Source organism: Streptomyces hiroshimensis (assembly GCF_014650335.1).
In the GTDB taxonomy this organism is placed as follows: domain Bacteria; phylum Actinomycetota; class Actinomycetes; order Streptomycetales; family Streptomycetaceae; genus Streptomyces; species Streptomyces hiroshimensis.
In genome coordinates, this window is record NZ_BMUT01000010.1 from 329,178 (window position 1) to 354,190 (window position 25,013).

The 25,013-nt window shown below is 72.0% G+C and carries 25 protein-coding genes; 12 read left to right on the top strand and 13 right to left on the bottom strand.

Translation table 11 applies throughout. The features are described 5' to 3' along the window. Positions 1-28: 28 nt before the first annotated feature. Positions 29-649, bottom strand: coding sequence for an aa3-type cytochrome oxidase subunit III (ctaE, locus tag IE241_RS23480; RefSeq protein WP_190023774.1), 621 nt, complete (start codon positions 647-649; stop codon positions 29-31). Between the two features lie 237 nt (positions 650-886). Between ctaE and IE241_RS23485 the strand changes: the two genes are divergently transcribed. Beyond that, positions 887-1,288, top strand: a complete 402-nt coding sequence (locus tag IE241_RS23485; protein ID WP_190023775.1) for a DNA-binding transcriptional response regulator — start codon at positions 887-889, stop codon at positions 1,286-1,288. A 16-nt stretch (positions 1,289-1,304) separates the two neighbouring features. Here the strand turns inward: IE241_RS23485 and IE241_RS23490 are convergent, their stop codons facing one another. The 4 genes from IE241_RS23490 to ctaC all read right to left on the bottom strand — a co-directional run bounded on the left by IE241_RS23490 (position 1,305) and on the right by ctaC (position 5,764). After that, a complete protein-coding gene (locus IE241_RS23490) occupies positions 1,305-2,555 on the bottom strand; it encodes a L,D-transpeptidase (protein WP_190023776.1) in 1,251 nt (416 codons plus the stop codon). A 118-nt stretch (positions 2,556-2,673) separates the two neighbouring features. Next, positions 2,674-3,072, bottom strand: coding sequence for a cytochrome c oxidase subunit 4 (locus IE241_RS23495; protein WP_190023777.1), 399 nt, complete (start codon positions 3,070-3,072; stop codon positions 2,674-2,676). Further along, positions 3,069-4,796, bottom strand: a complete 1,728-nt coding sequence (ctaD, locus tag IE241_RS23500; protein ID WP_190023778.1) for an aa3-type cytochrome oxidase subunit I — start codon at positions 4,794-4,796, stop codon at positions 3,069-3,071. Before ctaD ends, IE241_RS23495 begins: the two co-directional genes overlap by 4 nt. Then, positions 4,793-5,764, bottom strand: a complete 972-nt coding sequence (gene ctaC, locus IE241_RS23505; RefSeq protein ID WP_190023779.1) for an aa3-type cytochrome oxidase subunit II — start codon at positions 5,762-5,764, stop codon at positions 4,793-4,795. The genes ctaD and ctaC overlap by 4 nt, the downstream gene beginning before the upstream one ends. 278 nt (positions 5,765-6,042) lie before the next feature. On the opposite strand from ctaC, the gene IE241_RS23510 reads away from it, so the two are divergent. Next, complete coding sequence (locus IE241_RS23510; RefSeq protein WP_190023780.1) at positions 6,043-7,434, top strand: cysteine desulfurase/sulfurtransferase TusA family protein; 1,392 nt, start codon at positions 6,043-6,045, stop codon at positions 7,432-7,434. A gap of 39 nt (positions 7,435-7,473) precedes the next feature. Here the strand turns inward: IE241_RS23510 and IE241_RS23515 are convergent, their stop codons facing one another. After that, positions 7,474-8,448, bottom strand: a complete 975-nt coding sequence (locus IE241_RS23515) for a carbohydrate kinase family protein (RefSeq protein WP_190023781.1) — start codon at positions 8,446-8,448, stop codon at positions 7,474-7,476. Positions 8,449-8,622: 174 nt separating this feature from the next. Between IE241_RS23515 and IE241_RS23520 the strand changes: the two genes are divergently transcribed. Beyond that, on the top strand, positions 8,623-8,838 hold the full coding sequence (locus tag IE241_RS23520) for a hypothetical protein (protein ID WP_190023782.1): 216 nt from the start codon (positions 8,623-8,625) through the stop codon (positions 8,836-8,838). Between the two features lie 167 nt (positions 8,839-9,005). Continuing rightward, positions 9,006-10,526 carry a hypothetical protein gene (locus IE241_RS23525; RefSeq protein ID WP_190023783.1) on the top strand — a complete coding sequence of 507 codons (1,521 nt, stop codon included), beginning with the start codon at positions 9,006-9,008 and terminating at the stop codon, positions 10,524-10,526. A gap of 94 nt (positions 10,527-10,620) precedes the next feature. Here the strand turns inward: IE241_RS23525 and IE241_RS23530 are convergent, their stop codons facing one another. Continuing rightward, positions 10,621-10,977, bottom strand: a complete 357-nt coding sequence (locus IE241_RS23530) for a HesB/IscA family protein (protein WP_058044766.1) — start codon at positions 10,975-10,977, stop codon at positions 10,621-10,623. A 246-nt stretch (positions 10,978-11,223) separates the two neighbouring features. On the opposite strand from IE241_RS23530, the gene nadA reads away from it, so the two are divergent. Further along, on the top strand, positions 11,224-12,402 hold the full coding sequence (nadA, locus tag IE241_RS23535; RefSeq protein WP_190023784.1) for a quinolinate synthase NadA: 1,179 nt from the start codon (positions 11,224-11,226) through the stop codon (positions 12,400-12,402). A 57-nt stretch (positions 12,403-12,459) separates the two neighbouring features. On the opposite strand, the gene IE241_RS23540 is transcribed toward nadA, so the two are convergent. Both IE241_RS23540 and IE241_RS23545 read right to left on the bottom strand, forming a co-directional pair. After that, on the bottom strand, positions 12,460-13,155 hold the full coding sequence (locus IE241_RS23540; protein ID WP_190023785.1) for a response regulator: 696 nt from the start codon (positions 13,153-13,155) through the stop codon (positions 12,460-12,462). A gap of 22 nt (positions 13,156-13,177) precedes the next feature. Further along, entirely contained in the window at positions 13,178-14,395 is a 1,218-nt protein-coding gene (locus IE241_RS23545; protein ID WP_190023786.1) for a bifunctional adenosylcobinamide kinase/adenosylcobinamide-phosphate guanylyltransferase, read from the bottom strand. 149 nt (positions 14,396-14,544) lie between these two features. Here IE241_RS23545 and IE241_RS23550 point away from each other — a divergent pair, with 149 nt between their 5' ends. Then, positions 14,545-14,754, top strand: coding sequence for a glycosyltransferase family 25 protein (locus IE241_RS23550; RefSeq protein WP_190023787.1), 210 nt, complete (start codon positions 14,545-14,547; stop codon positions 14,752-14,754). A gap of 73 nt (positions 14,755-14,827) precedes the next feature. Here the strand turns inward: IE241_RS23550 and IE241_RS23555 are convergent, their stop codons facing one another. The 3 genes from IE241_RS23555 to IE241_RS23565 form a co-directional block, all read right to left on the bottom strand. Beyond that, entirely contained in the window at positions 14,828-15,925 is a 1,098-nt protein-coding gene (locus IE241_RS23555; RefSeq protein ID WP_190023788.1) for a S1C family serine protease, read from the bottom strand. Positions 15,926-16,069: 144 nt separating this feature from the next. Further along, positions 16,070-16,822, bottom strand: coding sequence for a class I SAM-dependent methyltransferase (locus IE241_RS23560; RefSeq protein ID WP_190023831.1), 753 nt, complete (start codon positions 16,820-16,822; stop codon positions 16,070-16,072). Between the two features lie 41 nt (positions 16,823-16,863). Continuing rightward, entirely contained in the window at positions 16,864-17,466 is a 603-nt protein-coding gene (locus IE241_RS23565) for a DUF3043 domain-containing protein (RefSeq protein ID WP_190023789.1), read from the bottom strand. Between the two features lie 279 nt (positions 17,467-17,745). Between IE241_RS23565 and IE241_RS23570 the strand changes: the two genes are divergently transcribed. The 6 genes from IE241_RS23570 (at position 17,746) to IE241_RS23595 (ending at position 24,282) form a co-directional block, all read left to right on the top strand. Next, positions 17,746-18,540 carry a PspA/IM30 family protein gene (locus IE241_RS23570; RefSeq protein ID WP_190023790.1) on the top strand — a complete coding sequence of 265 codons (795 nt, stop codon included), beginning with the start codon at positions 17,746-17,748 and terminating at the stop codon, positions 18,538-18,540. A 45-nt stretch (positions 18,541-18,585) separates the two neighbouring features. Continuing rightward, the gene (gene pspAA, locus IE241_RS23575; RefSeq protein ID WP_190023791.1) at positions 18,586-18,864 is read left to right on the top strand and encodes a PspA-associated protein PspAA; all 279 of its coding nucleotides are present in this window, start codon (positions 18,586-18,588) and stop codon (positions 18,862-18,864) included. 106 nt (positions 18,865-18,970) lie between these two features. Continuing rightward, on the top strand, positions 18,971-20,197 hold the full coding sequence (locus tag IE241_RS23580; RefSeq protein ID WP_190023792.1) for a sensor histidine kinase: 1,227 nt from the start codon (positions 18,971-18,973) through the stop codon (positions 20,195-20,197). A gap of 469 nt (positions 20,198-20,666) precedes the next feature. Further along, positions 20,667-21,725 (top strand): nicotinate-nucleotide--dimethylbenzimidazole phosphoribosyltransferase, encoded by a 1,059-nt coding sequence (locus IE241_RS23585; RefSeq protein ID WP_190023793.1) that lies wholly within the window; start codon positions 20,667-20,669, stop codon positions 21,723-21,725. Between the two features lie 71 nt (positions 21,726-21,796). Further along, positions 21,797-23,563 carry a phosphatidylglycerol lysyltransferase domain-containing protein gene (locus tag IE241_RS23590; protein WP_190023794.1) on the top strand — a complete coding sequence of 589 codons (1,767 nt, stop codon included), beginning with the start codon at positions 21,797-21,799 and terminating at the stop codon, positions 23,561-23,563. After that, complete coding sequence (locus IE241_RS23595) at positions 23,560-24,282, top strand: hypothetical protein (RefSeq protein WP_190023795.1); 723 nt, start codon at positions 23,560-23,562, stop codon at positions 24,280-24,282. The genes IE241_RS23590 and IE241_RS23595 overlap by 4 nt, the downstream gene beginning before the upstream one ends. Here IE241_RS23595 and IE241_RS23600 read toward each other — a convergent pair. Then, the gene (locus tag IE241_RS23600; protein WP_190023796.1) at positions 24,249-24,986 is read right to left on the bottom strand and encodes a hypothetical protein; all 738 of its coding nucleotides are present in this window, start codon (positions 24,984-24,986) and stop codon (positions 24,249-24,251) included. The two genes, IE241_RS23595 and IE241_RS23600, sit on opposite strands and share 34 nt — an antisense overlap. Between the last annotated feature and the right edge of the window lie 27 nt (positions 24,987-25,013).

Consider the following 25,013-nt stretch of genomic DNA (forward strand, 5'->3'; position numbering starts at 1 on the left):
CTGTTGGTCCGGTGCGGGACGGGACCGATTACTTGATCAAGTAGATCGTGGCGAAGAGGCCGATCCACACCACGTCGACGAAGTGCCAGTAGTAGGACACGACGATGGCCGCCGTCGCCTGGTGGTGGGTGAACCTCTTGGCCGCGTACGTCCTGCCCAGAACCAGCAGGAAGGCGATCAGACCGCCCGTCACGTGCAGGCCGTGGAAGCCGGTCGTCAGGTAGAACACCGAGCCGTACGGGTCGGAGGAGAGCGAGAGACCGTCCTTCTTCACGAGGTCGGTGTACTCGAAGACCTGGCCGCCGATGAAGATGGCACCCATCACGAACGTGATCGTGAACCAGGTGCGCAGCTTCTTCACGTCGCCGCGCTCGGCGGCGAAGACGCCGAGCTGGCAGGTGAGGGAGGAGAGCACCAGGATCGTGGTGTTCGTCGCCGAGAACGGAAGGTTCAGCGAGGACGCCATTTCCTTCCAGTGGTCCGCGCCGGTCACCGATCGCAGGGTGAAGTACATCGCGAAGAGGGCCGCGAAGAACATCAGCTCGGAACTCAACCAGATGATGGTTCCGACGCTGGTGAGGTTCGGTCGATTGACCGACGGGTGTGCGTGCCCGGTATCTGTTGCTGTTGCAGTCGCCACGACCGACATTATGTCGGTCGCTTATCTCGTGCTCACTCCGGGGGGTGCCGTTCGGTGTGTCAAGAGCATGTGCGCTCCTCGTACGGCCCAGCGCCGGCGTCCCCCAAAGGGGGGAACCGGACGTTCCGGGGCACCTCGGGGGCCTGACGGACCCTCCTCCGGAAGGGTGTTCGCGGAGTAGAGTCCGGCCATCGATCAGCTCCACATCAGATCCACAGCTGTGCCGAACACAAGCCTGGAGGAACGATGCAGCCGACGGCCACCGTGCTGGTCTACAGCGACAACGCGGACACCCGCGAGCAGGTCCGGCTGGCCGCGGGGCGCAGGCCGGCCCCCGACGTGCCGCCGGTCGAGTACGTGGAGTGCGCGACCCTCCCGGGCGTGCTCGCGGCCCTGGAGGCGCACCACGTGGACGTGTGCGTCCTGGACGGCGAGACGGCGCCCGCGGGCGGCATGGGGGTGTGCCGGCAGCTGAAGGACGAGGTGTTCCGCTGCCCGCCCGTGCTGCTGCTGATGGGCCGTCCGCAGGACGCCTGGCTGGCCACCTGGAGCCGCGCCGACGCGGCCGTGACGCACCCGCTGGACCCGGCGGCCTTCGCCGACGCCCTGGCGGGCCTGCTGCGCGCCCGCAAGGCCGTGGACGCCTGAGGCGCCCGCGGCACGGCTAGAGCTCGGGGCGCAGGCGGGCCGCATCGGCGGGGTTGCCGCTCCGCTCGGTCTTCCCTCCGACGAGGGCGCTGCCCTTGCGCCATTCGTCCCAGGCCATGTTCCAGTCGCCGAAGCCGTTGTCGAACGGGGTCATGGTCGCGCCGGCGCTGCCCACGACCTTGACGATGTCGCCGACGTGCACGGTGTCGAAGAACCACTTGGCGTTGGCGGTGCTCATGCCGGTGCAGCCGTGGCTGACGTTCTCGGCGCCCTGGGACCCCTCGGACCAGGGCGCGGCGTGCACGTATTCGCCGCTCCAGGTGACCCGGGTGGCCCAGTGGACGGGCAGGTCGTAGGAGTCCGCGCTGCCCTCGGCGATGCCGATGCTGGTGCCGCGCATGCGTACGAAGGATTCCCGGCCCAGGATCACCTTGACCCCGTTACGGGTGGCGTAGCCGGGTTTGCCGGTGGTCACCGGGATGGACCGCACTTCCTTGCCGTTGACCGTCACGGTCATGCTGTGCGCGCTCGCGTCGGTGACGGCCTCGATGCGGTCGCCCGTCGTCATCCGCACGGCCCGGGAGGGTCCTCCGTAGAGGCCGCCGCCGACCTTGATGCCGTCGAGGGTGGCGTGCACGTCCACGGTGGTGTGGGCGGGCCAGTACTCCTTCGGGCGGTAGTGCAGGGTGCGGTTGTCCACCCAGTGCCAGGCGCCCTCCACGGCGGGCTGGGACTCGACCCTGAGGGTGCGCTCGACGATCGCGCGGGCGGCCGGGTCCTGGACGGGGGTGCTCAGCTCGGCGGTGATGGGCTGTCCCACGCCGTAGGTGCCGCTCTGCGGGCCGAAACTGACGCGCAGGAGGCGGTCTGCCGGATTGGTGTCGAAACCGATCGTGCGGCGCCCCTGGGAGCCGTTGTCGTCCTCGGTGGTGACGCGGACGGTGTAGTGGGCGCCGGCGGCGAGGGCGCCGGTGCTGTGCCAGCGGGAGCCGTCGGGGGCGAGCTCGCCCTTGACGTAGCGCCCCGCCGCGTCCGTGGCCGTGACGTCCGTGATCCGGTCCTCGCCCCGGGCCACCACCTCCAGGGGCTTGCTGGGATCCGCCTTCTGCCCGTCGCGGGCACTGGTGAGCTCGACCTGGCCGCTGGCGTCGTAGGGCTTGTCGGCCAGCGGGTTGGACGAGCCGCCGCAGGCGGTGACCCCCACCGCCAGCGCGGTCAGCAGCACCGCCCCGGTGAGCGCCAGACGGTGTCGACGTGACTGGGTCATGGTCACACCGTAGGAAGGATCGGGGGGTACGGCCTGCCGGGTGACTGCAAACGGGTGGAAATGCACCGGGCCCCGCACACCGGGTGGTGTGCGGGGCCCGGACGGCACCGGCCGCTCGCTACTGGTTCTGGTTCTCGCCTCGGTAGAACTCGAACACCCAGCCGAAGAGGCCGACCATGATGATCGGGGCCGAGAAGTACATCAGCCACCAGCCGAAGCAGATGCTCAGGAAGGCCAGGGCGCCACCGACCGCCAGGGAGAGCGGCTGCCAGCTGTGCGGGGCGAAGAAGCCCAGCTCGCCGGCGTCGTCGGCGACGTCCGCCTCCTTGTTGTCACCGGCGCCGGTGTCCACCCGGCGCGCGGTGAACGCCAGGTAGTAGCCGACCATGATGCACAGTCCGAAGGCCATGAAGAGGGCCGTCGTGCCGGCCGCCTCCTTCGACCACACGCCGTAGACACACGCCATGGCGAGGATGAAGACGGCGAGCCAGATGAACATCTTGCCCTGGATCTTCACTTGCCGGCCTCCTTGCCACCCGCGAGGGCCTTCTCAGCCGCGAGGTTCTCTTCGAGCTCCAGGGCCGCGATCTCCGGGTGGTGCAGGTCGAACGCCGGGGATTCGGAGCGGATGCGCGGCAGCGTGAGGAAGTTGTGCCGCGGCGGCGGGCAGGAGGTCGCCCACTCCAGCGAACGGCCGTAGCCCCACGGGTCGTCGACCTCGACCTTCTTGCCGTACTTGGCGGTCTTCCAGACGTTGTACATGAACGGCAGGATCGACAGGCCCAGCAGGAAGGAGCTGATGGTCGAGATGGTGTTCAGCGTGGTGAAGCCGTCGGCGGCGAGGTAGTCCGCGTAACGGCGCGGCATGCCCTCGGCACCCAGCCAGTGCTGCACCAGGAACGTGCCGTGGAAGCCCACGAACAGCGTCCAGAAGGTGATCTTGCCGAGCTTCTCGTCCAGCATCTTGCCCGTGAACTTCGGCCACCAGAAGTGGAAGCCGGAGAACATCGCGAACACCACGGTGCCGAAGATCACGTAGTGGAAGTGCGCGACCACGAAGTACGAGTCGGAGACGTGGAAGTCCATCGGGGGCGAGGCCAGGATGACGCCGGTCAGACCACCGAAGGTGAAGGTGATCAGGAAGCCGACGGCCCACAGCATCGGGGTCTCGAAGGACAGCGAGCCCTTCCACATGGTGCCGATCCAGTTGAAGAACTTCACACCGGTCGGGACCGCGATCAGGAAGGTCATGAAGGAGAAGAACGGCAGCAGCACACCGCCTGTGACGTACATGTGGTGCGCCCACACCGTCACGGACAGACCGGCGATCGAGATCGTGGCCGCGATCAGGCCCCAGTAGCCGAACATCGGCTTGCGGGAGAAGACCGGGATGACCTCGGAGATGATGCCGAAGAACGGCAGCGCGATGATGTACACCTCTGGGTGGCCGAAGAACCAGAAGAGGTGCTGCCACAGCAGGGCGCCGCCGTTGGACGCGTCGAAGACGTGGGCCCCGAATTTACGGTCCGCCTCCAGGGCGAACAGCGCGGCCGCCAGGACCGGGAAGGCCAGCAGGACCAGCACACCGGTCAGCAGGACGTTCCAGGTGAAGATCGGCATGCGGAACATCGTCATGCCGGGCGCGCGCATGCAGATGATCGTGGTGATGAAGTTGACCGAACCGAGGATCGTGCCGAAGCCGGAGAAGGCCAGACCCATGATCCACATGTCGGCGCCGACGCCCGGCGAGCGGACGGCGTCCGACAGCGGGGAGTAGGCGAACCAGCCGAAGTCGGCCGCACCCTGCGGGGTGAGGAAGCCGGCCACCGCGATGATCGAGCCGAAGAGGTAGAGCCAGTAGGCGAACATGTTCAGCCGCGGGAACGCCACGTCGGGCGCACCGATCTGCAGCGGCATGATCCAGTTCGCGAAACCGGCGAACAGCGGCGTCGCGAACATCAGCAGCATGATCGTGCCGTGCATCGTGAACGCCTGGTTGAACTGCTCGTTCGACATGATCTGCGTGCCGGGACGGGCGAGTTCGGCGCGCATCAGCAGCGCCATCAGACCGCCGATGCAGAAGAACGCGAACGACGTGACCAGATACATCGTGCCGATGGTCTTGTGGTCGGTGGTGGTGAGCCACTTGACCGCATTGATACCGGGCTGCTTCTGGCGGACTGGCGGTGCTGCCGTGGCTGTCGCGGCGGCGGCACCCTGGGGTTCGTTGAGGATGCTCACTTGTTCTTGGTCTCCGCGTTCTTCGCGTGATCCGTCATCGCGATGCCCGCCGGCTGGTAGCCGGTCTGGCCCTTCGCCGCCAGCTCCTTCAGGTGCTGCTTGTAGCGCTCAGGAGAGACGACCTTGACGTTGAAGAGCATCCGGGAGTGGTCCTGGCCGCAGAGCTCGGCGCACTTACCCAGGAAGGTGCCCTCCTTGTTCGGGGTCACCGTGAAGCTGTTGGTGTGCCCCGGGATGACGTCCTGCTTCATCAGGAACGGCACCACCCAGAAGGAGTGGATGACGTCCCGCGAGGTCAGCACGAACTGGACCGTCTCACCCTTGGGCAGCCACAGGGTGGGGCCGGGGTTGTTGGTCTGCTCGTTGCGCGTGCCGGGGATGCCGATGTCGTAGACACCCTCCGCGCCCTGCGGTGCCTTCTTCAGGAACCGGTCCGGGATCGCGTCGAGCTCCTTGTTGTCACGGAGCGGCTTCGCCGGGGTCGCGGCGTTGCCGTCGACGTCCTCCATGTAGTTGAAGGCCCAGCTCCACTGGAAGCCCACCACGTTGATGACGTGCTGCGGCTTGTCAGGGTTGGTCAGGAGCTTGTTCTCATCACGAGCCGTGAAGTAGAAGAGCACCGACACGATGATGATCGGGACCGCGGTGTACAGCGCCTCGATCGGCATGTTGTACCGGGTCTGCTGGGGTACCTCCACCTTCGTCCGGCTGCGCCGGTGGAAGATGACGCTCCAGATGATCAGGCCCCACACCAGGATGCCGGTCACGAGGGCGGCGGCCCAGGAGCCCTGCCACAGGGAGAGGATCCGCGGCGCCTCTTCCGTGACGGGAGTGGGCATTCCGAGGCGGGGGAAGTCCTTCGATGTGCAACCGGTGGCGGTCGCCAGGACAGCGCCCGCGGCCAGCGCCTGCAGCAGCTTCCGCCGCACCGGGCGCCGCGACGAGCGGTCGGAGCCGTTGGGACTCACGTAGCGCCTTCCCGAGAGTCTCGCCCGTGCGGCCGGCTGCGGCCGTCTCGCTGGTCGGTCGCCGGCCCGCTGCGGGCAGGGGTTTGGATGTTTATGCGGACCAAACCCTACTGGACGCTATTTGGGGCCGCGCGGGGAGGGTGCCCAACGCGCCGCGTCACTCCCCGAAGGGATGGAATCCACGGGTCCGGGCGCCGTCTGGGGGACCGTCAGACGGCTACGGCGCAGGTCGGACGGTACGCACCGGCCGCGCGCCGATGGCAGGTTAGTTTCTGGGTGTGCCCTACTTCGACGCCGCCTCCGCCGCCCCCCTGCACCCCGTCGCCCGCCAGGCGCTGCTGGCCTCCCTCGACGAGGGCTGGGCCGATCCCGCCCGCCTCTACCGCGAGGGCCGCCGGGCCCGGCTGCTGCTGGACGCCGCGCGCGAGGCCGCCGCGGAGGCCGTCGGCTGCCGCCCGGACGAGCTCGCCTTCACCCCTTCGGGTACCCGCGCCCTGCACGACGGCATCGCCGGCGCCCTCGCCGGGCGCCGCCGCACCGGCCGCCACCTCGTGGTCTCCGCCGTCGAGCACTCGGCCGTGCTGCACTCCGCCGCGGCCCTGGAGGCGGCCGGGGGCGGCTTCACCGAGGTCGCCGTCGACCGCGGCGGCCGCGTGGACCCCGGTGCGTACGCCGCGGCGCTGCGCCCCGACACCGCGCTGGCGGCCCTGCAGTCCGCCAACCACGAGGTGGGCACCGAGCAGCCGGTCGCCGAAGTGGCCGAGGAGTGCCGGGCGGCGGGCGTGCCGCTGCTGGTGGACGCCGCGCAGTCGCTCGCGTGGGGCCCGGTGGACGCGGGCTGGTCGCTGCTGACGGCCAGTGCGCACAAGTGGGGCGGCCCCTCGGGCGTGGGCCTGCTCGCCGTGCGCAAGGGGGTGCGGTTCGCGCCCCAGGGGCCCGCGGACGAGCGGGAGTCGGGCCGGGCGCCGGGCTTCCCCGACCTGCCCGCGATCGTGGCGGCGGCGGCGTCGCTGCGGGCCGTGCGGCAGGAGGCCGCGGCCGAGAGCGCCCGGCTGCGGGCGCTGGTCGAGCGGATCCGGGAGCGCGTGCCGGCGCTCGTACCGGATGTGGAGGTGGTGGGCGACCCGGTGCGGCGGCTGCCGCATCTGGTCACCTTCTCGTGTCTGTATGTCGACGGCGAGACGCTGCTGCACGCCCTGGACCGGGCGGGGTTCTCCGTCTCCTCCGGCTCCTCGTGCACCTCCAGCACGCTGGCCCCGAGCCATGTGCTGCAGGCGATGGGCGTGCTCTCGGAGGGCAACGTCCGCGTGTCGCTGCCGGCGGGCACCACGGAGGAGGACGTCGAGCGCTTCCTCGGCATCCTGCCGGGGGTGGTGGCGTCCGTACGGCAGGAGCTGGGCGCGCCGGCCGCGCCGGAGCCGGCCGTCGCCCGGAAGGCGGCGGAGTCGGAACTGGTGATCGACTCGCTGGGCAAGCGCTGCCCGATCCCGGTGATCGACCTGGCCAGGTCCATCGGCGACGTGCCGGTGGGCGGGCTGGTGACCGTCCTGTCCGACGACGAGGCCGCGCGGCTGGACATCCCCGCGTGGTGCGACATGCGGGAGCAGGAGTACGTGGGCGAGCGCCCGGCGGAGCGGGGGACGGCGTACGTGGTGCGGCGCCGGACGTGACCCCTGCCCCGGGGGACAGGGGCCGGCCGGCGGCCGGGGCTAGGCCAGGTGCGCCTTGACCTCGGCGGCGGCCTCGTCGCCGTAGGCCTTGGTGAAGCGCTCCATGAAGTGGCCGCGGCGCAGCTCGTACTCCTGGGTGCCCAGGGTCTCGATGACGAGGGTGGCGAGCATGCAGCCCAGCTGGGCGGCGCGCTCCAGGGACAGCTCCCAGGTCAGGCCCGAGAGGAAGCCCGCGCGGAAGGCGTCGCCGACGCCCGTCGGGTCGACCTTGGCCTCCTCCTGGGCGCAGCCGACCTCGATGGCGGGCTCGCCCGCGCGCTCGATGCGCACGCCCTGCGCGCCGAGGGTGGTGATGCGCGTGCCGACCTTGGCCAGGATCTCGTCCGCCGACCAGCCGGTCTTGGACTCGATGAGGGCCTTCTCGTACTCGTTGGTGAAGAGGTACGTGGCGCCCTCGACGAGGACGCGGATGTCGTCGCCGTCCATGCGCGCCAGCTGCTGGGAGGGGTCGGCGGCGAAGGGGATGCCCCGCGAGCGGCACTCCTCGGTGTGGCGGATCATCGCCTCGGGGTCGTCGGCGCCGATCAGGACCAGGTCGAGGCCGCCGACGCGGTCGGCGACGGGCTGCAGCTCGATCTGGCGGGCCTCGCTCATCGCGCCGGTGTAGAAGGACGCGATCTGGTTGTGGTCGGTGTCCGTGGTGCAGACGAAGCGCGCGGTGTGCAGGACCTCGGAGATGCGCACCGAGCCGGTGTCCACGCCGTGCCGCTCCAGCCAGGCGCGGTACTCCGCGAAGTCGGCGCCGGCGGCGCCGACCAGGATCGGGTGCAGGCCGAGCAGGCCCATGCCGAAGCAGATGTTGGGAGCGACACCGCCGCGGCGGACGTCGAGGTCGTCGACGAGGAAGGAGAGCGAGACGGTGTGCAGCTGGTCCGCCACGAGCTGATCGGCGAAACGGCCGGGGAACGTCATCAGGTGGTCGGTGGCGATGGAGCCGGTGACAGCGATACGCACGGCGGTTCTGCTCCTGCGGGGCGAGGTGGGTGGGCGAGGGTGGAAAACGAGACGAGCCACACCACGCTACCGGGTCCGGATATCGCACCTGGGTACGGTTTCGGCCACCGTCCGGACAAAATTACCAAATAGTAGCCCTTTCATCGTGTGGCGCGGGCTGCATACGGTGCCGTTATGCCGAACCCTGTGAAGGACGTCACTTTCTCCGACTCCGAGCCCGAATCCCTGGCGGAGCTGCGCGGGCTGTGCGCGCGGATGTCCCCGCACTGGACGGGCGGCGCCGGGCAGCGGCAGGCCGCCGCGGCCGTGCCGCCCTCGTGGATCAGGGGGGTCTCGGTGCCGGCGGGGTCGGCGCGGCTGATCGACGGAATGTCGGAGTACGGCGACTGATACCGCCGATATCGCAGTACGGCGAGGGATGTCCGAGTACGGCGACTGATGCATCCGGCGTAGACGAACCCCGGTGGAACCACTCGCTCCTGCGCTCCGTCCAAGCGGCGTCCCCCTCACGGGGGATGCGGCGCTACAGACATTGGGCGGAGTGAAGGAGCGATGTGGTGAGCACCGAGGGCGGCAGCCCCGAAGGCAAGCAGCAGCGGAAGCGTTCACGGCTCGCGGTCGCGTCGGTCGCGGCGGCGGTGCTGCTGGCCGGTGGCGGCGGGGCGTACTGGGCGGCCACGGCCTCGGAGGGCGACGGCGGCAAGGACAAGGGCGCGGCGGGCGGTGAGAGCCCGCCACCGCCCCTCGCGCTGGACGCGCCGTCCGCGGGCAGCGGCCCCGCCGGCTCCCCGCAGGGCATCGCCGTGGGCGAGCCGGACCCCACGGGCGTGCGCTACCGCGCCGAGGGGAAGCTGCCCGACGGGCCGCGGACGGCGCCGGTGCGGCTGCCGAAGGGCGAGGTGAGCCGCGAGGAGGTGGCCGCCCTCGCCGCGGCGCTCCACGTGCCGGGCACGCCCACCGCCGACGGCGAGGTATGGCGGGTGGGCGGGCCGCCCGGGGCGGACGAGCCGGTGCTGCGGGTGGCCCGCAAGGGCCCGGGCAACTGGTCGTTCGCGCGCTTCGGCGGTGCGGCCAAGGGCTGTGTGCACCCGCCGGGCTCGGGGCCGCGCACGGACCCCGCGGCCGACCTCTCCCCCGGCACCCCCGACCACTGCCCGCAGCAGGAGGGCAAGGCCTCGGACGGGCAGCCGCCCGTGCCGGAGGAGAAGGCGAAGAGCGCCGCCGCACCCGTACTGAAGGCGCTCGGCCAGGACGACTCCAAGGTCGACGCCTCGGTGCTCTTCGGTGCCGTGCGGACGGTCAACGCCGATCCCGTGCTGGACGGCCTGCCGGTCTTCGGCTGGCGGACGACCCTCGACGTCGGCTCGGATGCACAGATCGTCCGCGGCAGCGGCCAGCTGCAGGTCCCGCCGAAGGGTGCGACGTATCCGGTGGTGACGGCGGACGAGGCGCTCAAGGAGCTGAACAAGGGCGGCGGCACCGGCAGCGGCGGGATCGGCGGCTGCGCCTCGCCCGTCCCGCACGACGGCTCGGACGTGCCGGGCGGCTTCGCACCGCCCTGCCCGCCGAAGGCGCCGCCGCGCGAGCCGGCGACGGTGACGGGGGCGGCGTTCGGCCTGTCGGCGCAGTCGGTGGCCGGGCGGCAGGCGCTGGTGCCGTCGTGGCTGTTCCAGGTGCGCCTGCCGGGTGCGGACAAGGAGCCGGCGATCACCGTCGCCCGGCCCGCGGTGGACCCGAGGTTCGTGGCGAAGCCCTCGCCGGCGCCGGAGCGCTCCGAGAGCCCGGGGAAGGGCGCGCCGAAGTCGTCCCCGGTGCACGTGACGTCGTACAGCGTGGAGGACAGGAAGCTCGTCCTGCACTTCTGGGGCGGGGTGTGCCAGACCTACGCGGTCTCCGCCGAGCAGTCGTCCGCCGCGGTGACGGTCAAGGTCACCGGCACGGAGAAGCAGCCGGGCCGGCAGTGCGTGCTGATGGCGAAGAAGTTCGACGAGACGGTGACGCTGGACGAGCCGCTGGGCGACCGGAAGGTCGTGGACGCCTCGACGGGGGAGCCCGTGGCGCAGCAGCAGGAGAAGTAGAGCCGGCGGAAGAGGCACGGAAAACCGCGAAGGCGGCGACCCCGGTGGGGGCCGCCGCCTTCGCGGTGACAGCGGTGACGCCGGCGAACCCGGCTTAGCTGAAGGAGTCGCCGCAGGCGCAGGAACCCGTGGCGTTCGGGTTGTCGATCGTGAAGCCCTGCTTCTCGATGGTGTCGACGAAGTCGATGGAGGCGCCGCCCAGGTACGGGGCGCTCATGCGGTCGGTGACGACCTTGACGCCGTCGAAGTCCTTGACGACGTCACCGTCGAGCGAGCGCTCGTCGAAGAAGAGCTGGTACCGCAGGCCGGAGCAGCCGCCGGGCTGGACGGCGACGCGCAGTGCGAGGTCGTCACGGCCTTCCTGCTCCAGCAGGGCCTTGACCTTGGCGGCGGCGGCATCGGACAGGAGGATGCCGTCGCTCACAGTGGTCTTCTCGTCCTGAACGGACATCTGCTTCACTCCCGGGTTTGGTGCGGACTGCTTGCCCTCGGCTGCAACCGCCGGTCTCCCGGATTCATTCCGGGCCTGCTGCGGTGTATTCCGCCATTCATGCTCGCACACCGCCCGCCGGATCGGGAATGTGTCACATCGACGCGATCACCATCGTCAAAGTGACGCGAAGCGGTTATGATAGATAGCGTCAAATTGACGACAAGGCCTTACCCGGCCGTCCGCAGAACAGAAAGGGTGCGTGACGTGACCACCGCCCAGCCCTTGGATGTCCAGCCCACCCCGCTCGCGCTCCTGCTGCTCGGCCGCGAGGCCGACCCGAAGAGCGAGCGCGGTGTGGAGTGCCCCGGCGACCTGCCGGCGCCCTCCGACCCGGACCTGGTGGAGCGTGCCCGCGCGGCCAAGGCGAAGCTCGGGGACAAGGTCTTCGTGCTCGGCCACCACTACCAGCGCGACGAGGTCATCGAGTTCGCGGACGTCACCGGCGACTCCTTCAAGCTCGCGCGCGACGCCGCCGCCCGGCCGGACGCCGAGTACATCGTCTTCTGCGGCGTGCACTTCATGGCCGAGTCCGCGGACATCCTCACCACCGAGGACCAGCAGGTCGTCCTGCCGGACCTCGCCGCCGGCTGCTCCATGGCCGACATGGCCACCGCAGAGCAGGTCGCCGAGTGCTGGGACGTGCTGACCGAGGCGGGCGTCGCCGAGGTGACCGTGCCGGTCTCGTACATGAACTCCTCGGCCGACATCAAGGCCTTCACCGGCAAGCACGGCGGCACGATCTGCACCTCCTCCAACGCCGAGCGCGCACTGACCTGGGCGTTCGAGCAGGGCGAGAAGGTCCTGTTCCTCCCCGACCAGCACCTGGGCCGCAACACCGCCGTCCGCGACATGGGCATGAGCCTGGACGACTGCGTCCTCTACAACCCGCACAAGCCGAACGGCGGCCTGACCGCCGAGGAGCTGCGCGGCGCGAAGATGATCCTGTGGCGCGGGCACTGCTCCGTGCACGGCCGCTTCTCGCTCGACTCGGTCAACGACGTGCGCGAGCGCATCCCGGGGGTCAACGTCCTGGTGCACCCCGAGTGCCGGCACGAGGTCGTGGCCGCGGCCGACTACGTCGGGTCGACGGAGTACATCATCAAGACCCTGGAGGCGGCACCGAGAGGCTCCAAGTGGGCCATCGGCACGGAGCTGAACCTGGTCCGCCGTCTGGCGAATCGATTCGCCGACGAGGGCAAGGAGATCGTCTTCCTCGACAAGACGGTCTGCTTCTGCTCGACGATGAACCGGATCGACCTGCCACACCTGGTGTGGGCGCTGGAGTCCCTCGCGGACGGCAAGGTCGTCAACCGCATCGAGGTCGACCCCGAGGTCGCGGCGTTCTCGAAGCTCGCGCTGGAGCGGATGCTGGCGCTGCCGTAACCCCCCTCGCGCGAACGCCGGCCGGACCGCTCAGGCGGACCGGCCGGCGTTCGCGCGTCAGCCGGTGCGCGGCCGCACCAGCCCCGACTCGTAGGCGATGACCACGAGTTGGGCCCGGTCCCGCGCCCCCAGCTTCGCCATCGCACGGTTCACATGCGTCTTGACGGTCAGCGGACTGACCTCCAGCCGCTCGCCGATCTCGTCGTTGGACAGCCCGCCCGCCACCTGGACGAGCACCTCCCGCTCGCGGCCGGTGAGGGCGTCGAGCCGCACGCTGCGGCCCGCCGGGCGCTCGGGCTCCCCCGGCTGCGCGAGGAACCTCGCGATCAGCCCCTTCGTCGCCGCGGGCGACAGCAGCGCCTCCCCCGCCCGCGCTATACGGATCGCCGACAGCAGCTCCTCCGGCTCGGCGCCCTTGCCGAGGAAACCGGAGGCGCCCGCCCGGAGCGACTGCACCACGTACTCGTCGACCTCGAAGGTCGTCAGCATCACCACGCGGACGTCCGCGAGGGCGGGATCGGAGCAGATCGCCCGGGTGGCGGCCAGGCCGTCCGTGCCCGGCATCCGGATGTCCATCAGGACCACGTCCGGGGCCTGGCTGCGGGCCAGCTCCAGGGCCTCGGCGCCGTCGGCGGCCTCCCCCACGACGGTCATGTCCGGCTCGGAGTTCACCAGGACGCGGAAAGCGCTCCGCAGCAGGGCCTGGTCGTCGGCGAGCAGGACGCGGATGACGGGACGGTCAGGGGCGGTCATGGGCCCAAAGCGTACGGAGCCCTCAGCGCAGCGTGAGCGCCTGTCCCGCCACCACGAGCAGAACGTGCTCGCATTCGCCGGCCACCATCGTGTTCAGCCGGCCCAGCTCGTCGCGGAAGCGGCGGCCCGACGCCGTCGCCGGGACGACCCCCGAGCCCACCTCGTTGCTCACCACGACGACCGTGCGCGGCGTCGCCCGTACGGCCGCCACCAGCTCCGCGACCCGCGCCGCCAGCGCGTCCGCGCCGCCGTCCGCCCACGACTCGTCGTCCCACGCCCCGACGGAGTCCATCGCGTCCGTCAGCCACAGCGACAGGCAGTCCAGCAGCAGCGGCGGGCCCTCGGCGGCCAGCAGGGGTACGAGGTCGGTGGTCTCCGCCGTGCGCCAGGAGCCGGGCCTGCGCTCGCGGTGCAGGGCCACCCGGGCCGCCCAGTCGGCGTCGCCCGGGCGCGTGCCGCCCGTGGCCACGTAGAGGACGTCGGGGAAGGACTCCAGCCGCCGCTCGGCCTCCACGGACTTGCCCGAGCGGGCGCCGCCCAGCACCAGGGTGCGCCGGGGCAGGTCCGGCACCGCGTGGTAGTCGCCGACGACGAGCGTGGTGCCGTCGGGCACGGTGCGGGCGCCGGCCGCGGCGAGCTGCCGGTGCAGCTCGCGCCCGGGCGGCACGTCGTGGTCCAGGTGGACGGCGAGCACGTCCGTCGTGGCCGTGACGGCGCCCGCGGAGCGCAGCCGGGCGAGCGCGTCGGGCCGGCCGAGGACGTCGAGCAGCACCATGTCGTACGGGCCGCCCGGGCGGTCGGGGCCGGGGCCCGGGCCGTTCAGGCCGGCGGGGGCCGCGCCCGGCGGGAGGTAGAGCAGGCGCTCGCCGTCCGCGGCCGTCACCTCGTAGCCCGTGCCGGGGGCGTCCAGGGCCACCGCCCGGATCCGGTGGCCGCTGATCACGGCCAGCTCCCGGCCGTCCGGCACCCGGACCGGCGCGGGCAGGCCCGCCGGGAACTCGACGGCCGGCCCGTCGTGCGGGTGGGAGAGCAGGACCTGCCGGACCCCGGCGATGGACCGGCCCGCGCGGGCCGCGGCGAAGGCCGGGCCGGGGGTGAGGTCCAGCAGCAGCGCCCCGTCGACGAGGACCGCGGTCGCGGCCCGCGCCTCGTCGCCCACGGCGGTGGCGCAGGAGGCGCAGGGGCAGTCGGGGCGCGGCAGCCCCTCGGGGGCTCCGGTGCCGAGCAGTGTCAGTTCCACGCACTGATCGTCTCGCGTCCGCGCGCGGCGGGCGCGCGGGGCTCACCCTTTCTCGTCGCCGACGGGCCGTTAGGCTGCGCAACGCAGCACGTATGCAGGACCTATGCAGGATCAATCCGGCACGTTCCGGTACGACGCAGGAGGCGGACATGGCGTGGGTGTGGCGGTTCGAGAAGGCCGACGGGACGGAGACGTCCCCCGCGGTGGAGCCGGAGGAGTTCACGACGCAGGGGGACGCCGAGTCGTGGATCGGCGAGGTCTGGAAGGAGCTCCTGGACGGGGGCGCGGAGCAGGTGACGCTGTTCGAGGACGACTCGGAGATCTACGCGATGAGCCTGCGCGCGGCGGCCGAGAGCTGACCTCGTCCCGCTTCACCGCCTGCCGTCCCGCACGGGGCGGCAGGCGGTGTCGCATCCCGCCTCAGATCCCGCGTCACATCTCGCCGAGGTTCACGGTCGTGGTGTGCGCGGTGCCGCCCCGGTCGTAGGACACCTCGGTCCTGTCGCCGGGCTTGAGGCCCGCGAGCGCCTCGGACAGGGTCTGCATCGTGGAGATGGTGCTCCCGCCCACGGCGGTGATCACGTCCCCGGCCCGCAGGCCCGCCCGGTCGGCGGGCCCGCCCTGGGTGACGGAGACGACCGCGACGCCGGCCGGGGTGAAGTCGGGGCCGACGATCGTGCGCCCGGTGATGCCGAGCGCGGCCCGGCCGGAATCGGTGACCCTGCCGCTCTTCACGATCTGGCCCGCGATGGTGCGGACGGTCGCGGCGGGGATCGCGAAGCCGATGCCGGGGGCCGCGCCCTGGCCGAACTGCGGGTCGGTGGCGGCGAGGGTGGGGATGCCGATCACCTGGCCGGCGAGGTTGACGAGCGCGCCGCCGCTGTTGCCCGGGTTGATGGCGGCCGAGGTCTGCACCATGTTCGCGATGGTGGCGCCCGTGCCGCCGCCGCTGCGGCCCTCGCTCACCGTGCGGCCGACGGCGGAGACGATGCCCTGCGTGACGCTGCTGGACAGGCCGAGCGGGTTGCCCATGGCCAGCACGATCTGGCCGACCTCCACCTTCGTGGAGTCGCCGAACGTGGCGGGCTTGAGGCTCTTGGGGACGTCGTCGAGCCGGACGACCGCCAGGTCCTGCTCGGGATAGCTGGAGACCAGCCGCGCGCCGACGGGGCCGCCGCCGGTGGCCAGGGTGACCTTGAAGGACTGCGCGGAGCCGACGACGTGGGCGTTGGTGACGATGTCGCCCTTGTCGTCGTAGACGACACCGGAGCCGAGGCTGTCGCCCGCGGTGATCTGCACGACGGACGGCAGGACGTCCTTGACCACCTTCTCGTAGGCGGCCTGCAGATCCCCGGCGGAACCCGGAATGCCCGGCGCCCCGGAGACGGCGGCCCCCTTCTCCGGCCCCTCCTTCTCGGCGGGGCGGGGAGAGGTGGTGGAACATCCGGCGGTCAGCGCGGCGGCGCAGACGGCGACGGCGGAGACGGTCAGCAGGAGCCTGGCACGGACGTGGGCGCGTGAGCCATCCATGGCTGGAGTATCCCCGCCACGGGGTGGCCTGTCCCGGCCTGGCCTACGAACGGGTGGTGACGGTGACCCCGTGGCCCGGGGTCCGCTCGCCACCGGCGGTGCCGGACCGGCAGGTGCCGGCACGTGCCGGGAAGCCCGGGGCCGCTAGCCCCGGACACCACACAGGTGCAGCAGCGCCGCCACCGCCCGGTAGGGGTCCGTCCGGCCCGCTCGATGCTCCGCGGTCAGGAGCCGCTCCAGCTCCGGGCCCGACGGGACGGGGCGCCCGTCGGCCGCCTGGTCGGTGAAGACCCGGACGCCGTACCAGGTGTGCAGCGGCGCCCCGATCCCCGCGAGCGTCGCGGTGAGGGTCTCCAGGCGGTCGGCGCGACCTTCCAGGCCGATGCGGTTGGTGTAAACCGGCGAGTCGAAGGCGGCGAGGGCGGTGTCCCAGTCGCCGGCGAGGCCCGGCCGCATGGCCAGGGCGTCGGCGTTGCGCACCAGGAGGGAGAGGAGGCCGCCGGGGGCGAGCACGCGCGCGAGGCCGGCGAGCATCGGATCCGGCTCGGGCACGTACATCAGGACGCCGTGGCAGAGCACGATGTCGAAGGAGCCCGGGGTGAAGTGGGCGCCGGTCTCGCGCCCGTCGCCCTGGACGAGCCGGACCCGCTCCCGGATGCCCTCCGGCTCGGCGGCCAGCGCCTCGCGCACGGCGCCGAGCATCACGGGGTCGGACTCCAGGCCGGTGACCTCGTGGCCCGCGCGGGCCAGCCGGAGGGCCTGGGTGCCCTGGCCGGGGCCGACGTCGAGGATGCGCAGCCGCCGGCCGACGGGGTAGCGAGCGCTTATCTGCTCGTCGAGCTGGCGGGCGACCAGCTCCTGCCGGACGGTGTTCCGTAAGCCCCCGAGGCCCCGCAGCCAGCTCTCCGCGCCGGCACCGAAGCCGGGCGCGAAGGCGCTCAGGGCTTCTCCCCGCGCTTGACCTTCGGCTTGGGCAGGCGCAGCCGGCGCATCTGGAGCGTGCGCATGATGGCGTAGGCCACCGCACCGCGGGTGTTCTCGTCGGGGAAGCGCTGCTTGAGGGCGCGCTTGAGGGAGATGGCGGTGACCGCCGAGTTGATGACGATCAGGGCGATCACGATCATCCACGCGAGCAGCACGTACGTCTGGAACGCGCCGCGGTTGATCATGCTGAGGATCAGGATGACGACGGCGAGCGGCAGGAAGAACTCCGCCACCGAGTACCGCGAGTCCACGAAGTCGCGCGCGAAGCGGCGGACGGGGCCCTTGTCGCGGACGGGCAGGTAGCGCTCGTCGCCGTTGGCGAGGGCCTCGCGCTGCTTGGCGAGATCCGCCCGGCGGGTCTCGCGGGCGCGCTTGGCGGCGTCCTTGCGGTTGGCGGGCGTGTGCGCCATGGCGCGGCGCTGGGAGTTGGCCTCGCTGCGCTTGGGGGTCGGGCGGCCCTTGGGGGCCTGCGGGTCACGGGGCTGCTGGGGCTGGTCCGCGGTCACCTTGGCGGCGGCGGCCTGCTCATCCTTGGAAGTGGAACGGCTTCGGAACACGAAACCCAAGGGTACGGGGTACGGGGAGCGGGCACCCGCCCGTCGGGGGGAACGATCCGGCAACGGCGGCCGTTGCCCTGGTTGTTCCCCCCGCTCCTCCCCGGACTTCTCCCCGGGTGGACGTCTACTCCCTGCGCCGGAGGGCGGCGGCCGTCTGATCGTCCTGGAGGAGGAGCGCATCGGGGCCCGAACAGTGCGGTAATGGAAGCAGGGCCCGTACTGTGGGGTCTGCAAGGTGTGCTGGAGCCGAAGTCCGTCAGAAGGGGGCGCGCGAGGCCCATGAGCGGTGTCATGAAGCGTATGGGGATGATTTTCCGCGCGAAGGCCAACAAGGCCCTGGACCGGGCCGAGGATCCGCGCGAGACCCTCGACTACTCGTACCAGAAGCAGCTCGAACTGCTCCAGAAGGTGCGCCGCGGCGTCGCGGACGTCGCCACGTCCCGCAAGCGCCTGGAGCTGCAGCTCAACCAGCTCCAGGGCCAGTCCTCCAAGCTGGAGGACCAGGGCCGCAAGGCCCTCGCCCTGGGCCGTGAGGACCTGGCCCGCGAGGCCCTCTCCCGCCGCGCGGCGCTGCAGCAGCAGGTCAGCGATCTGGAGACGCAGCACCAGACGCTGCAGGGCGAGGAGGAGAAGCTCACGCTCGCCGCGCAGCGCCTGCAGGCCAAGGTCGACGCCTTCCGTACGAAGAAGGAGACCATCAAGGCCACGTACACCGCCGCCCAGGCCCAGACCCGCATCGGCGAGGCCTTCTCCGGCATCTCGGAGGAGATGGGCGACGTCGGCATGGCCATCCAGCGCGCCGAGGACAAGACGGCACAGCTGCAGGCCCGCGCCGGCGCCATCGACGAGCTGCTCGCCTCCGGCGCGCTCGACGACCCCACGGGCATGGCCAAGGACGACATCACCGCCGAGCTGGACCGCCTCTCGGGCGGCTCGGACGTGGAGCTGGAGCTGCAGCGGATGAAGGCCGAGCTGGCCGGCGGCAGCGCCCCGAAGCAGGCCATCGAGGGCGGCGACGGCGGCCAGGGCGCCTCCCGCGCCGAGCAGGAGCGTCCGCGCTTCGACAAGCAGTAGTCCGCAGGTCCCAGGCACTCGCACCCGACCGAGGGAGAGACCGTCATGATCGTACGGATCATGGGGGAAGGGCAGTGGAAGCTCGCCGACAGCCACTTCACCGAGCTCAACAAGCTCGACGACGAGCTGCTGGAGGAGATGGAGAGCGGTGATCAGGAGGGCTTCCGCCGCACGCTGGAGGCCCTGCTGGAAGCCGTGCGCCGGCTGGGCAGCCCGCTGCCCGACGACGCCCTGGAGCCCTCCGAGCTGATCCTGCCCGCTCCCGACGCGAGCCTCGACGAGGTCCGCGCGATGCTGAGCGACGACGGCCTCATTCCCGGCTGACGGCTGACCGGCCGGGCCCGCTCCGCCCGGTACCGGCACTCCAGCACCCGCCGCGCCCCTGTCCCCCGGCCGGACGGGGGCGCCGCCACGAGAGGGGACCCTCCCGGTGAGCTCCCTCGCCGTTCCCGGCAAGGCCCGCCCGCACCGCTGGCTGCGGGCGCACCCGGTCGCCACCGACTCGCTGCTCTCCCTCGCCGTCTTCGCGATCGTCCTCATCGGGTCGTTCGCGGGGCGGGACCGCGCCACACAGCCGCCGGGGACCGGATTCCTGCTGCTGAGCGCGCTGGCCTGCGCCGCGCTGGCGGCGCGCCGGACCGCCCCGCGCACGGTCCTCGGCGTGACGTCCGCCCTGACCCTGGCCGAGATCGTCGCCGACCGCGCCGAGCCCCCGCGCACACAGATCGCGATGGCCGTGGTCGTGGCCCTCTACACCGTCGCCTCGCGCACCGAGCGCCCGGCGGCGTGGCGGTTCGCCCTGGCCACGGTCGCGGTCCTGACCGGGGCCGTGATGGTCCTCGGCGTGCCGCCCTGGTACTCCCCGGAGAATCTCGGGCTCTTCGCCTGGACGGCCCTGGCCGGAGCCGTGGGCGACGCCGTCCGCAGCCGGCGGGCCTACGTCGCGGCGATCGAGGAGCGGGCCGTACGGGCCGAGCGGACGCGGGAGGAGGAGGCGCGGCGGCGGGTGGCGGAGGAGCGGCTGCGGATCGCCCGCGAGCTGCACGACGTCGTCGCCCATCACATCGCGCTCGTCAACGTCCAGGCCGGGGTCGCCTCGCACATCATGGACAGCCGCCCCGACCAGGCCAAGCAGGCCCTCGCACACGTACGGGAGGCCAGCCGCTCGGCGCTGTCGGAGCTGCGGGCCACGGTGGGGCTGCTGCGGCAGTACGGCGACCCGGAGGCGCCCACCGAGCCGGCGCCGGGGCTCGGTGTGCTCGACCAGCTCGTCGACGGGTTCACCCGGGCGGGGCTGGAGGTGACGGTCACCGGCGGAGCGGAGGCGGTGGCGGCGGTCGGGACGCTGCCGGCGGCGGTCGACCTCACGGCGTACCGCGTGGTGCAGGAAGCGCTCACGAACGTCCACAAGCACGCGGGTGCGGGGGCGCGGGCCGAGATCACCCTCGACCGCGGCCCGGACGCCCTGTCCGTGACCGTCCTGGACGACGGCACGGGGTGCCCTCCCGGCGGGGATGCGCCGACGGGCGGGCACGGCCTGGTGGGCATGCGGGAACGGGTGGCGGCCCTGGGCGGCCAGTGCGTGGCCGCGTCCCGCGAGGGGGATGCGCCGGGCTTCTGCGTCCGGGCGACGCTGCCCCTGCGGGGGAGGCCGTAGGCAAGTCCCTCCGCCGCGGCGGAGGATTCCAGGGCGCGAGCGCCCGGGACGCTCGTTGCCGCGCAACCGACCTCCGCCGCAACGGCGAGCCACCCCCACCGGGGTCACCGGCGGTGCCGAGCCGCCTTCCTCGGGGCCGCTCGGCACCGCCGGTCACCTCCGGTGGGGGCCGAGCACCGCTGCGGCGGATTCCAAGGGCGCAAGCGCCCTTGACGACCGTTGCCGCCGCGACAAATCTCCGCCGCAACGGCGCTGGGCCCCCACGGACCTGTTCGGCGGTGCCGTACCACCTCCCCCTGCGGCAGGTCCGGCACCGCCGATCACCTCCGGTGGGGGCTGAGCGCCGTCGCGGCGGATTCAAGGGGCGCAGCCCCTTGACCCGTCGTCGACCCGGAGGGGTTCCGTCCGAACCGGCAGCAACCCGTACGAGCCAGGTCTACCCGCCCTCCGGGCGGGTAGTGTTCGGCGGATGAGCGGTCTGAATCTTGATGACTTCGCCACGCTGATCGAGCGCCCCGACCCGGGCGTGCGGCGGGATGCGGAGGAGCGGCGGGAGCGGCTCGGGCTGCGGCCCGGTGCGCTGGGGCGGCTGGACGAGCTGGCCGAGTGGCTCGCCGCCGCGCAGGGGGCGGTGCCGGTCAAGCCGGTGGAGCAGGTCACGGCGCTGGTGTTCGCGGGTGACCACGGGGTCGCGAAGCTGGGCGTCTCCGCGGGCCCCGAGGGCGGCGCGGCGGTCCTGGTGAAGGCGGCGCTGGCCGGCGAGAGCGCGGGCGCGGTGCTGGCCCGCCGGGCGGGCGCGCGCCTGCGCATCGTGGACATGGCGGTGGACTGCGATGCCGCGGAGCTGCCCGAGGAGGTGACCCGGCACCGTGTCAGGCGCGGATCCGGCCGAATCGACATCGAGAACGCGCTGACCGCCGAGGAGGCGGAGGCGGCGTTCCGCGCGGGCATGGCGATCGCCGACGAGGAGGCCGATTCGGGCACCGACCTGGTGGTTCTGGGCGATCTGAGCGTCGGCGGCACCACGGCGGCCGGCACCCTGATCGGCGCGCTGTGCGGCACGGACTCCTCCGTGGTGACCGGCCGCGGCGGCTTCGGCATCGACGACCTGGCCTGGATGCGCAAGTGCGCGGCGATCCGGGACGGCCTGCGCCGGGCCCGCCCGGTGCTGGGCGACCAGCTGGAGCTGCTGGCGGCCACGGGCGGCGCGGATCTGGCCGCTGCCACGGGTTTCCTGCTGCAGAGCGCGGTGCGCCGCACCCCCGTGATCCTCGACGGAGTCGTCTCCGCGGCGTGCGCGCTGGTGGCCCAGCGGGTCGCGTTCCGGGCGCCGGACTGGTGGCTGGCCGGGCAGGCGAGCGGCGATCCGGCGCAGGCGAAGGCGCTTGACCGGATGGCGCTCAACCCTTTGCTCGATCATGGCGTCACTGTGGGCGAGGGGACAGGGGCGCTGCTCGCTCTGCCATTGGTGCAGGCGGCCGCGGCCCTGGCGGCGGAACTTCCCGAGCGCCTTCCGGCAGACGGCTGACCTCCCCGGCAGCCGGCCGGTGTGAAGCGCACGGAGCCCGCCGCAGACAGTGCCCCGAATGATGATCTTTCATGGGAGAAGTCCGCTTGACTCCGGATGAGGGCGCGCCGGGTGGCCCGAGGTCACGGCGCGCCGCCGCTTTCGCCGTGTGGTACCTGCGCTTCGTCACGTTCGTCAATCTGCTCAGCGCGGTGTGGGTGTCGTTCGGCGCGGACATCCGGCGTCACAACGACGACGAGTTCTTCACGCCGTACCTGCTGACGGCGGGCTTCGCGTCGGCGCTGTGGTCGTTCGCCATGGCGGTCACGCTGCGCCGGCGCAAGCGGGCGTCGTGGATCCTGAACCTGGCGCTGGCCGGGCTGTTCCTGGTGTTCATGGCGACGCTCATGTTCTCCCGGGAGTTCAACCGGCACGCGCTGAACTGGTTCTCGCTGGTGGCCACGGGCCTGTTCGTGGGCGCGCTGCTGGCGGGCCGCAAGGAGTTCTACGCCAAGGGCGACCGCTCCAACCCGAAGCTGGCGGCGATCGTCGCCGTGGTCGGCCTGCTGGTCACCTCGCTGACGGCGGCCCTGCTGGTGCGGGCCGCGAACGACGCCCCCGACGAGTACCGGGCGACGTTCGCCGACCGCTGGCACTACGGCTTCATGCGGCTGATCTCGCTGCAGGTCGACGAGAGCGCCTACCCGGGGCTGGACATCCCCGGGTGGGTGGACGTCACCATCAATGCGATGAGCACGGTCCTGCTGCTGGTCGTGGTGTACGCGGCCTTCCGGGCCCGGCGCGCCACCGACCCGCTCACCGCCGAGGACGAGGAGAAGCTGCGCGCCCTGCTCGACCGGCACGGCGACCGCGACTCGCTCGGCTATTTCGCGCTGCGCCGCGAGAAGAGCGCCATCTGGTCCCCCAGCGGCAAGGCGGCGGTGACCTACCGTGTCGTGGGCGGGGTCTCGCTGGCCTCCGGCGATCCCATCGGCGATCCCGAGGCCTGGCCCGGGGCGATCGAGCCCTGGCTGGCGGAGGCGCGCGAGCACGGCTGGATCCCGGCCGTCATGGGTGCGAGCGAGGAGGGCGGCACGATCTACGCGCGCCACGGCCTGGACGCCCTGGAGCTCGGCGACGAGGCCATCGTGGACACCTCGGAGTTCACCCTCGACGGCCGCGCCATGCGCACCGTCCGGCAGGCGTACAACCGGGTCAAGCGCGCGGGCTACACCGTGCGGATCCGGCGCCACGAGGACATCCCCGAGGAGGAGATGGCGCAGCTGCTGCTGCGCGCCGACGACTGGCGCGACGGCGCGACCGAGCGCGGCTTCTCGATGGCGCTCGGCCGCCTCGGCGACGCCCTCGACGGCCGCTGCGTGATGTTGGAGTGCCATGACGGCACCGGTGAGCTGCGCGCCCTGCTGAGCTTCGTGCCCTGGGGCCCCAAGGGGCTGTCGCTGGATCTGATGCGGCGCGACCGCGACTCCGAGAACGGCCTGATGGAGTTCATGGTCATCGAGCTGCTGCAGCAGGCCAAGGGGCTGGGCATCAGCCAGGTGTCGCTGAACTTCGCGATGTTCCGGTCGGTCTTCGAGCGCGGCTCCCGGCTGGGCGCGGGGCCGGTGCTGCGGGCGTGGCGCTCGCTGCTCAGCTTCTTCTCCCGCTGGTGGCAGATCGAGTCCCTCTATCGAGCAAATGCGAAATACCGCCCCATCTGGGAGCCTCGTTTCATGCTGTTCGAGAAGAGCAGCGATCTGCTGCGGATCGGCATCGCGAGCGCACGCGCCGAGGGCTTCCTCGAAGCCCCCGGCCTGCCCAAGTGGCTCAACCGCAAGCACCTGGAGAGCCGACGATGAACCGCGCGGCGCTGCGACGCGCCGCGGTGACCGAGTGGGGCCCGCTGTTCGGGACCGTCCGGCGGGCGCTCGTACGCAAGAAGTTCCGGGCGATCCCGATGACCCTCGCGGCCGTCGTCCTCACCTCCGTCTTCCAGGTCGTCCAGAACCAGTCCTGGGGCTTCGAGCCGGTGCAGCGGATCGGCTCGGTGCAGGCGCAGCTGCCGTGGTGGATCGCCCTGCTGCGGACGCCGCTGTCGCTGTTCGTCCCCGCGCTGGACCTGCCGGTGTGGGGCGCGCTGGCGCAGATCCTGCTGGTCTTCGGCATCGCCGAGATCTGCCTGGGCAAGTGGCGCACGCTGGCCATCTGCTACGTGGCCACGCTCGCCGGCACGATGTACGCCCGGCTGGCCGTCCACATCGGCCCCGACTCGGTGTTCGGGCTGCCGGCCGAGGCCGCCAAGGTCGTCGACACCGGCCCGTCGGCAGCCGTCGTAGGGCTCGCGATCTTCGTCTCCTGGCGCTACCGGGCCTGGTTCACCTGTGCCGCGGTGGTGCTCGCGATGGTGACGGAAGCGGTGATCAAGCCCAATCTGGCGGGCAAGGAGCACATCGCGGCCGTCGTCGCGGTGCTCGCGCTGTGCGCGGCGGACGAGGTGCGGCGCAGACGCCGCGAGGCCCGCGAGCGTGCGGAGGTGCAGCGCGCTCAGCGGTCCGGGGCGCCCGCCAGCAGATCGTGAATCCTGTTGCGGACCGCCTCCCAGCGGGCGTCGTGGCGGTAGGCCCGCACCCGGGCCCGGCGGCGGGCCCGCGGCCGGTGGCGGTAGAAGCGCCGCGCCCACGGTGAGCCGGGGCGGGCCAGGCGCACCGCGCCGAAGAGGGCGACGAACGGGACCACCGCGCCGATCAGGGCGATCCGCGGCTTGCCCTTGGCCAGGGCGAACAGGGCGATCAGGAAGTTGATCAGGACGTTGGCGACCACGAGGCCGCGATCGTGCAGCTCCTCCGGGGTCAGCTCGTTCACCCCGAAGGGCAGGAAACCGGCCAGCACCAGGCCCACGAGGGCCGCCGTCAGCACGACGAGCTCGACGCTCTTGCGGCCCTGCTCGGTCCAGTAGACGTCGTCCAGGTGCAGGACCAGCGCGAACTCGTCGAGGACGAGCCCCGCGCCCGTGCCGAACAGGACGGCCGCGGCCATCGCCCCGAAACCCTGCCGGCCCGCGGCGACGGCGCCGAAGCCGCCGATCACCGTCAGCACCACGCCGGGCACCACGTGGTGGACGTGCACCCCGCCGGGGCTGATGTTGCGGAAGGGGCCCTTGCCCGCGCGGATCAGGCGGGTGATGACGCGGGTCACCAGGAAGGTCATGACGAAGGCCGTCAGGGCGAGCAGCAGGGGCAGCTTTCCCGGTTCGACGATGTTGCGGCTCAACCACTGGCCCATGACGCACGCACCCGCTCCCGATCGGCC

Bases quoted from the DNA above. Each gene is read 5' to 3' on its own strand.
- IE241_RS23555 (WP_190023788.1), bottom strand. From the start codon at position 15,925: ATGGATGGCTCACGCGCCCACGTCCGTGCCAGGCTCCTGCTGACCGTC.
- IE241_RS23570 (WP_190023790.1), top strand. From the start codon at position 17,746: ATGAGCGGTGTCATGAAGCGTATGGGGATGATTTTCCGCGCGAAGGCC.
- pspAA (WP_190023791.1), top strand. From the start codon at position 18,586: ATGATCGTACGGATCATGGGGGAAGGGCAGTGGAAGCTCGCCGACAGC.
- IE241_RS23520 (WP_190023782.1), top strand. From the start codon at position 8,623: ATGCCGAACCCTGTGAAGGACGTCACTTTCTCCGACTCCGAGCCCGAA.
- IE241_RS23490 (WP_190023776.1), bottom strand. From the start codon at position 2,555: ATGACCCAGTCACGTCGACACCGTCTGGCGCTCACCGGGGCGGTGCTG.
- IE241_RS23585 (WP_190023793.1), top strand. From the start codon at position 20,667: ATGAGCGGTCTGAATCTTGATGACTTCGCCACGCTGATCGAGCGCCCC.
- IE241_RS23540 (WP_190023785.1), bottom strand. From the start codon at position 13,155: ATGACCGCCCCTGACCGTCCCGTCATCCGCGTCCTGCTCGCCGACGAC.
- IE241_RS23550 (WP_190023787.1), top strand. From the start codon at position 14,545: ATGGCGTGGGTGTGGCGGTTCGAGAAGGCCGACGGGACGGAGACGTCC.
- IE241_RS23600 (WP_190023796.1), bottom strand. From the start codon at position 24,986: ATGGGCCAGTGGTTGAGCCGCAACATCGTCGAACCGGGAAAGCTGCCC.
- IE241_RS23590 (WP_190023794.1), top strand. From the start codon at position 21,797: ATGGGAGAAGTCCGCTTGACTCCGGATGAGGGCGCGCCGGGTGGCCCG.
- ctaE (WP_190023774.1), bottom strand. From the start codon at position 649: ATGTCGGTCGTGGCGACTGCAACAGCAACAGATACCGGGCACGCACAC.
- IE241_RS23530 (WP_058044766.1), bottom strand. From the start codon at position 10,977: ATGTCCGTTCAGGACGAGAAGACCACTGTGAGCGACGGCATCCTCCTG.
- IE241_RS23595 (WP_190023795.1), top strand. From the start codon at position 23,560: ATGAACCGCGCGGCGCTGCGACGCGCCGCGGTGACCGAGTGGGGCCCG.
- IE241_RS23485 (WP_190023775.1), top strand. From the start codon at position 887: ATGCAGCCGACGGCCACCGTGCTGGTCTACAGCGACAACGCGGACACC.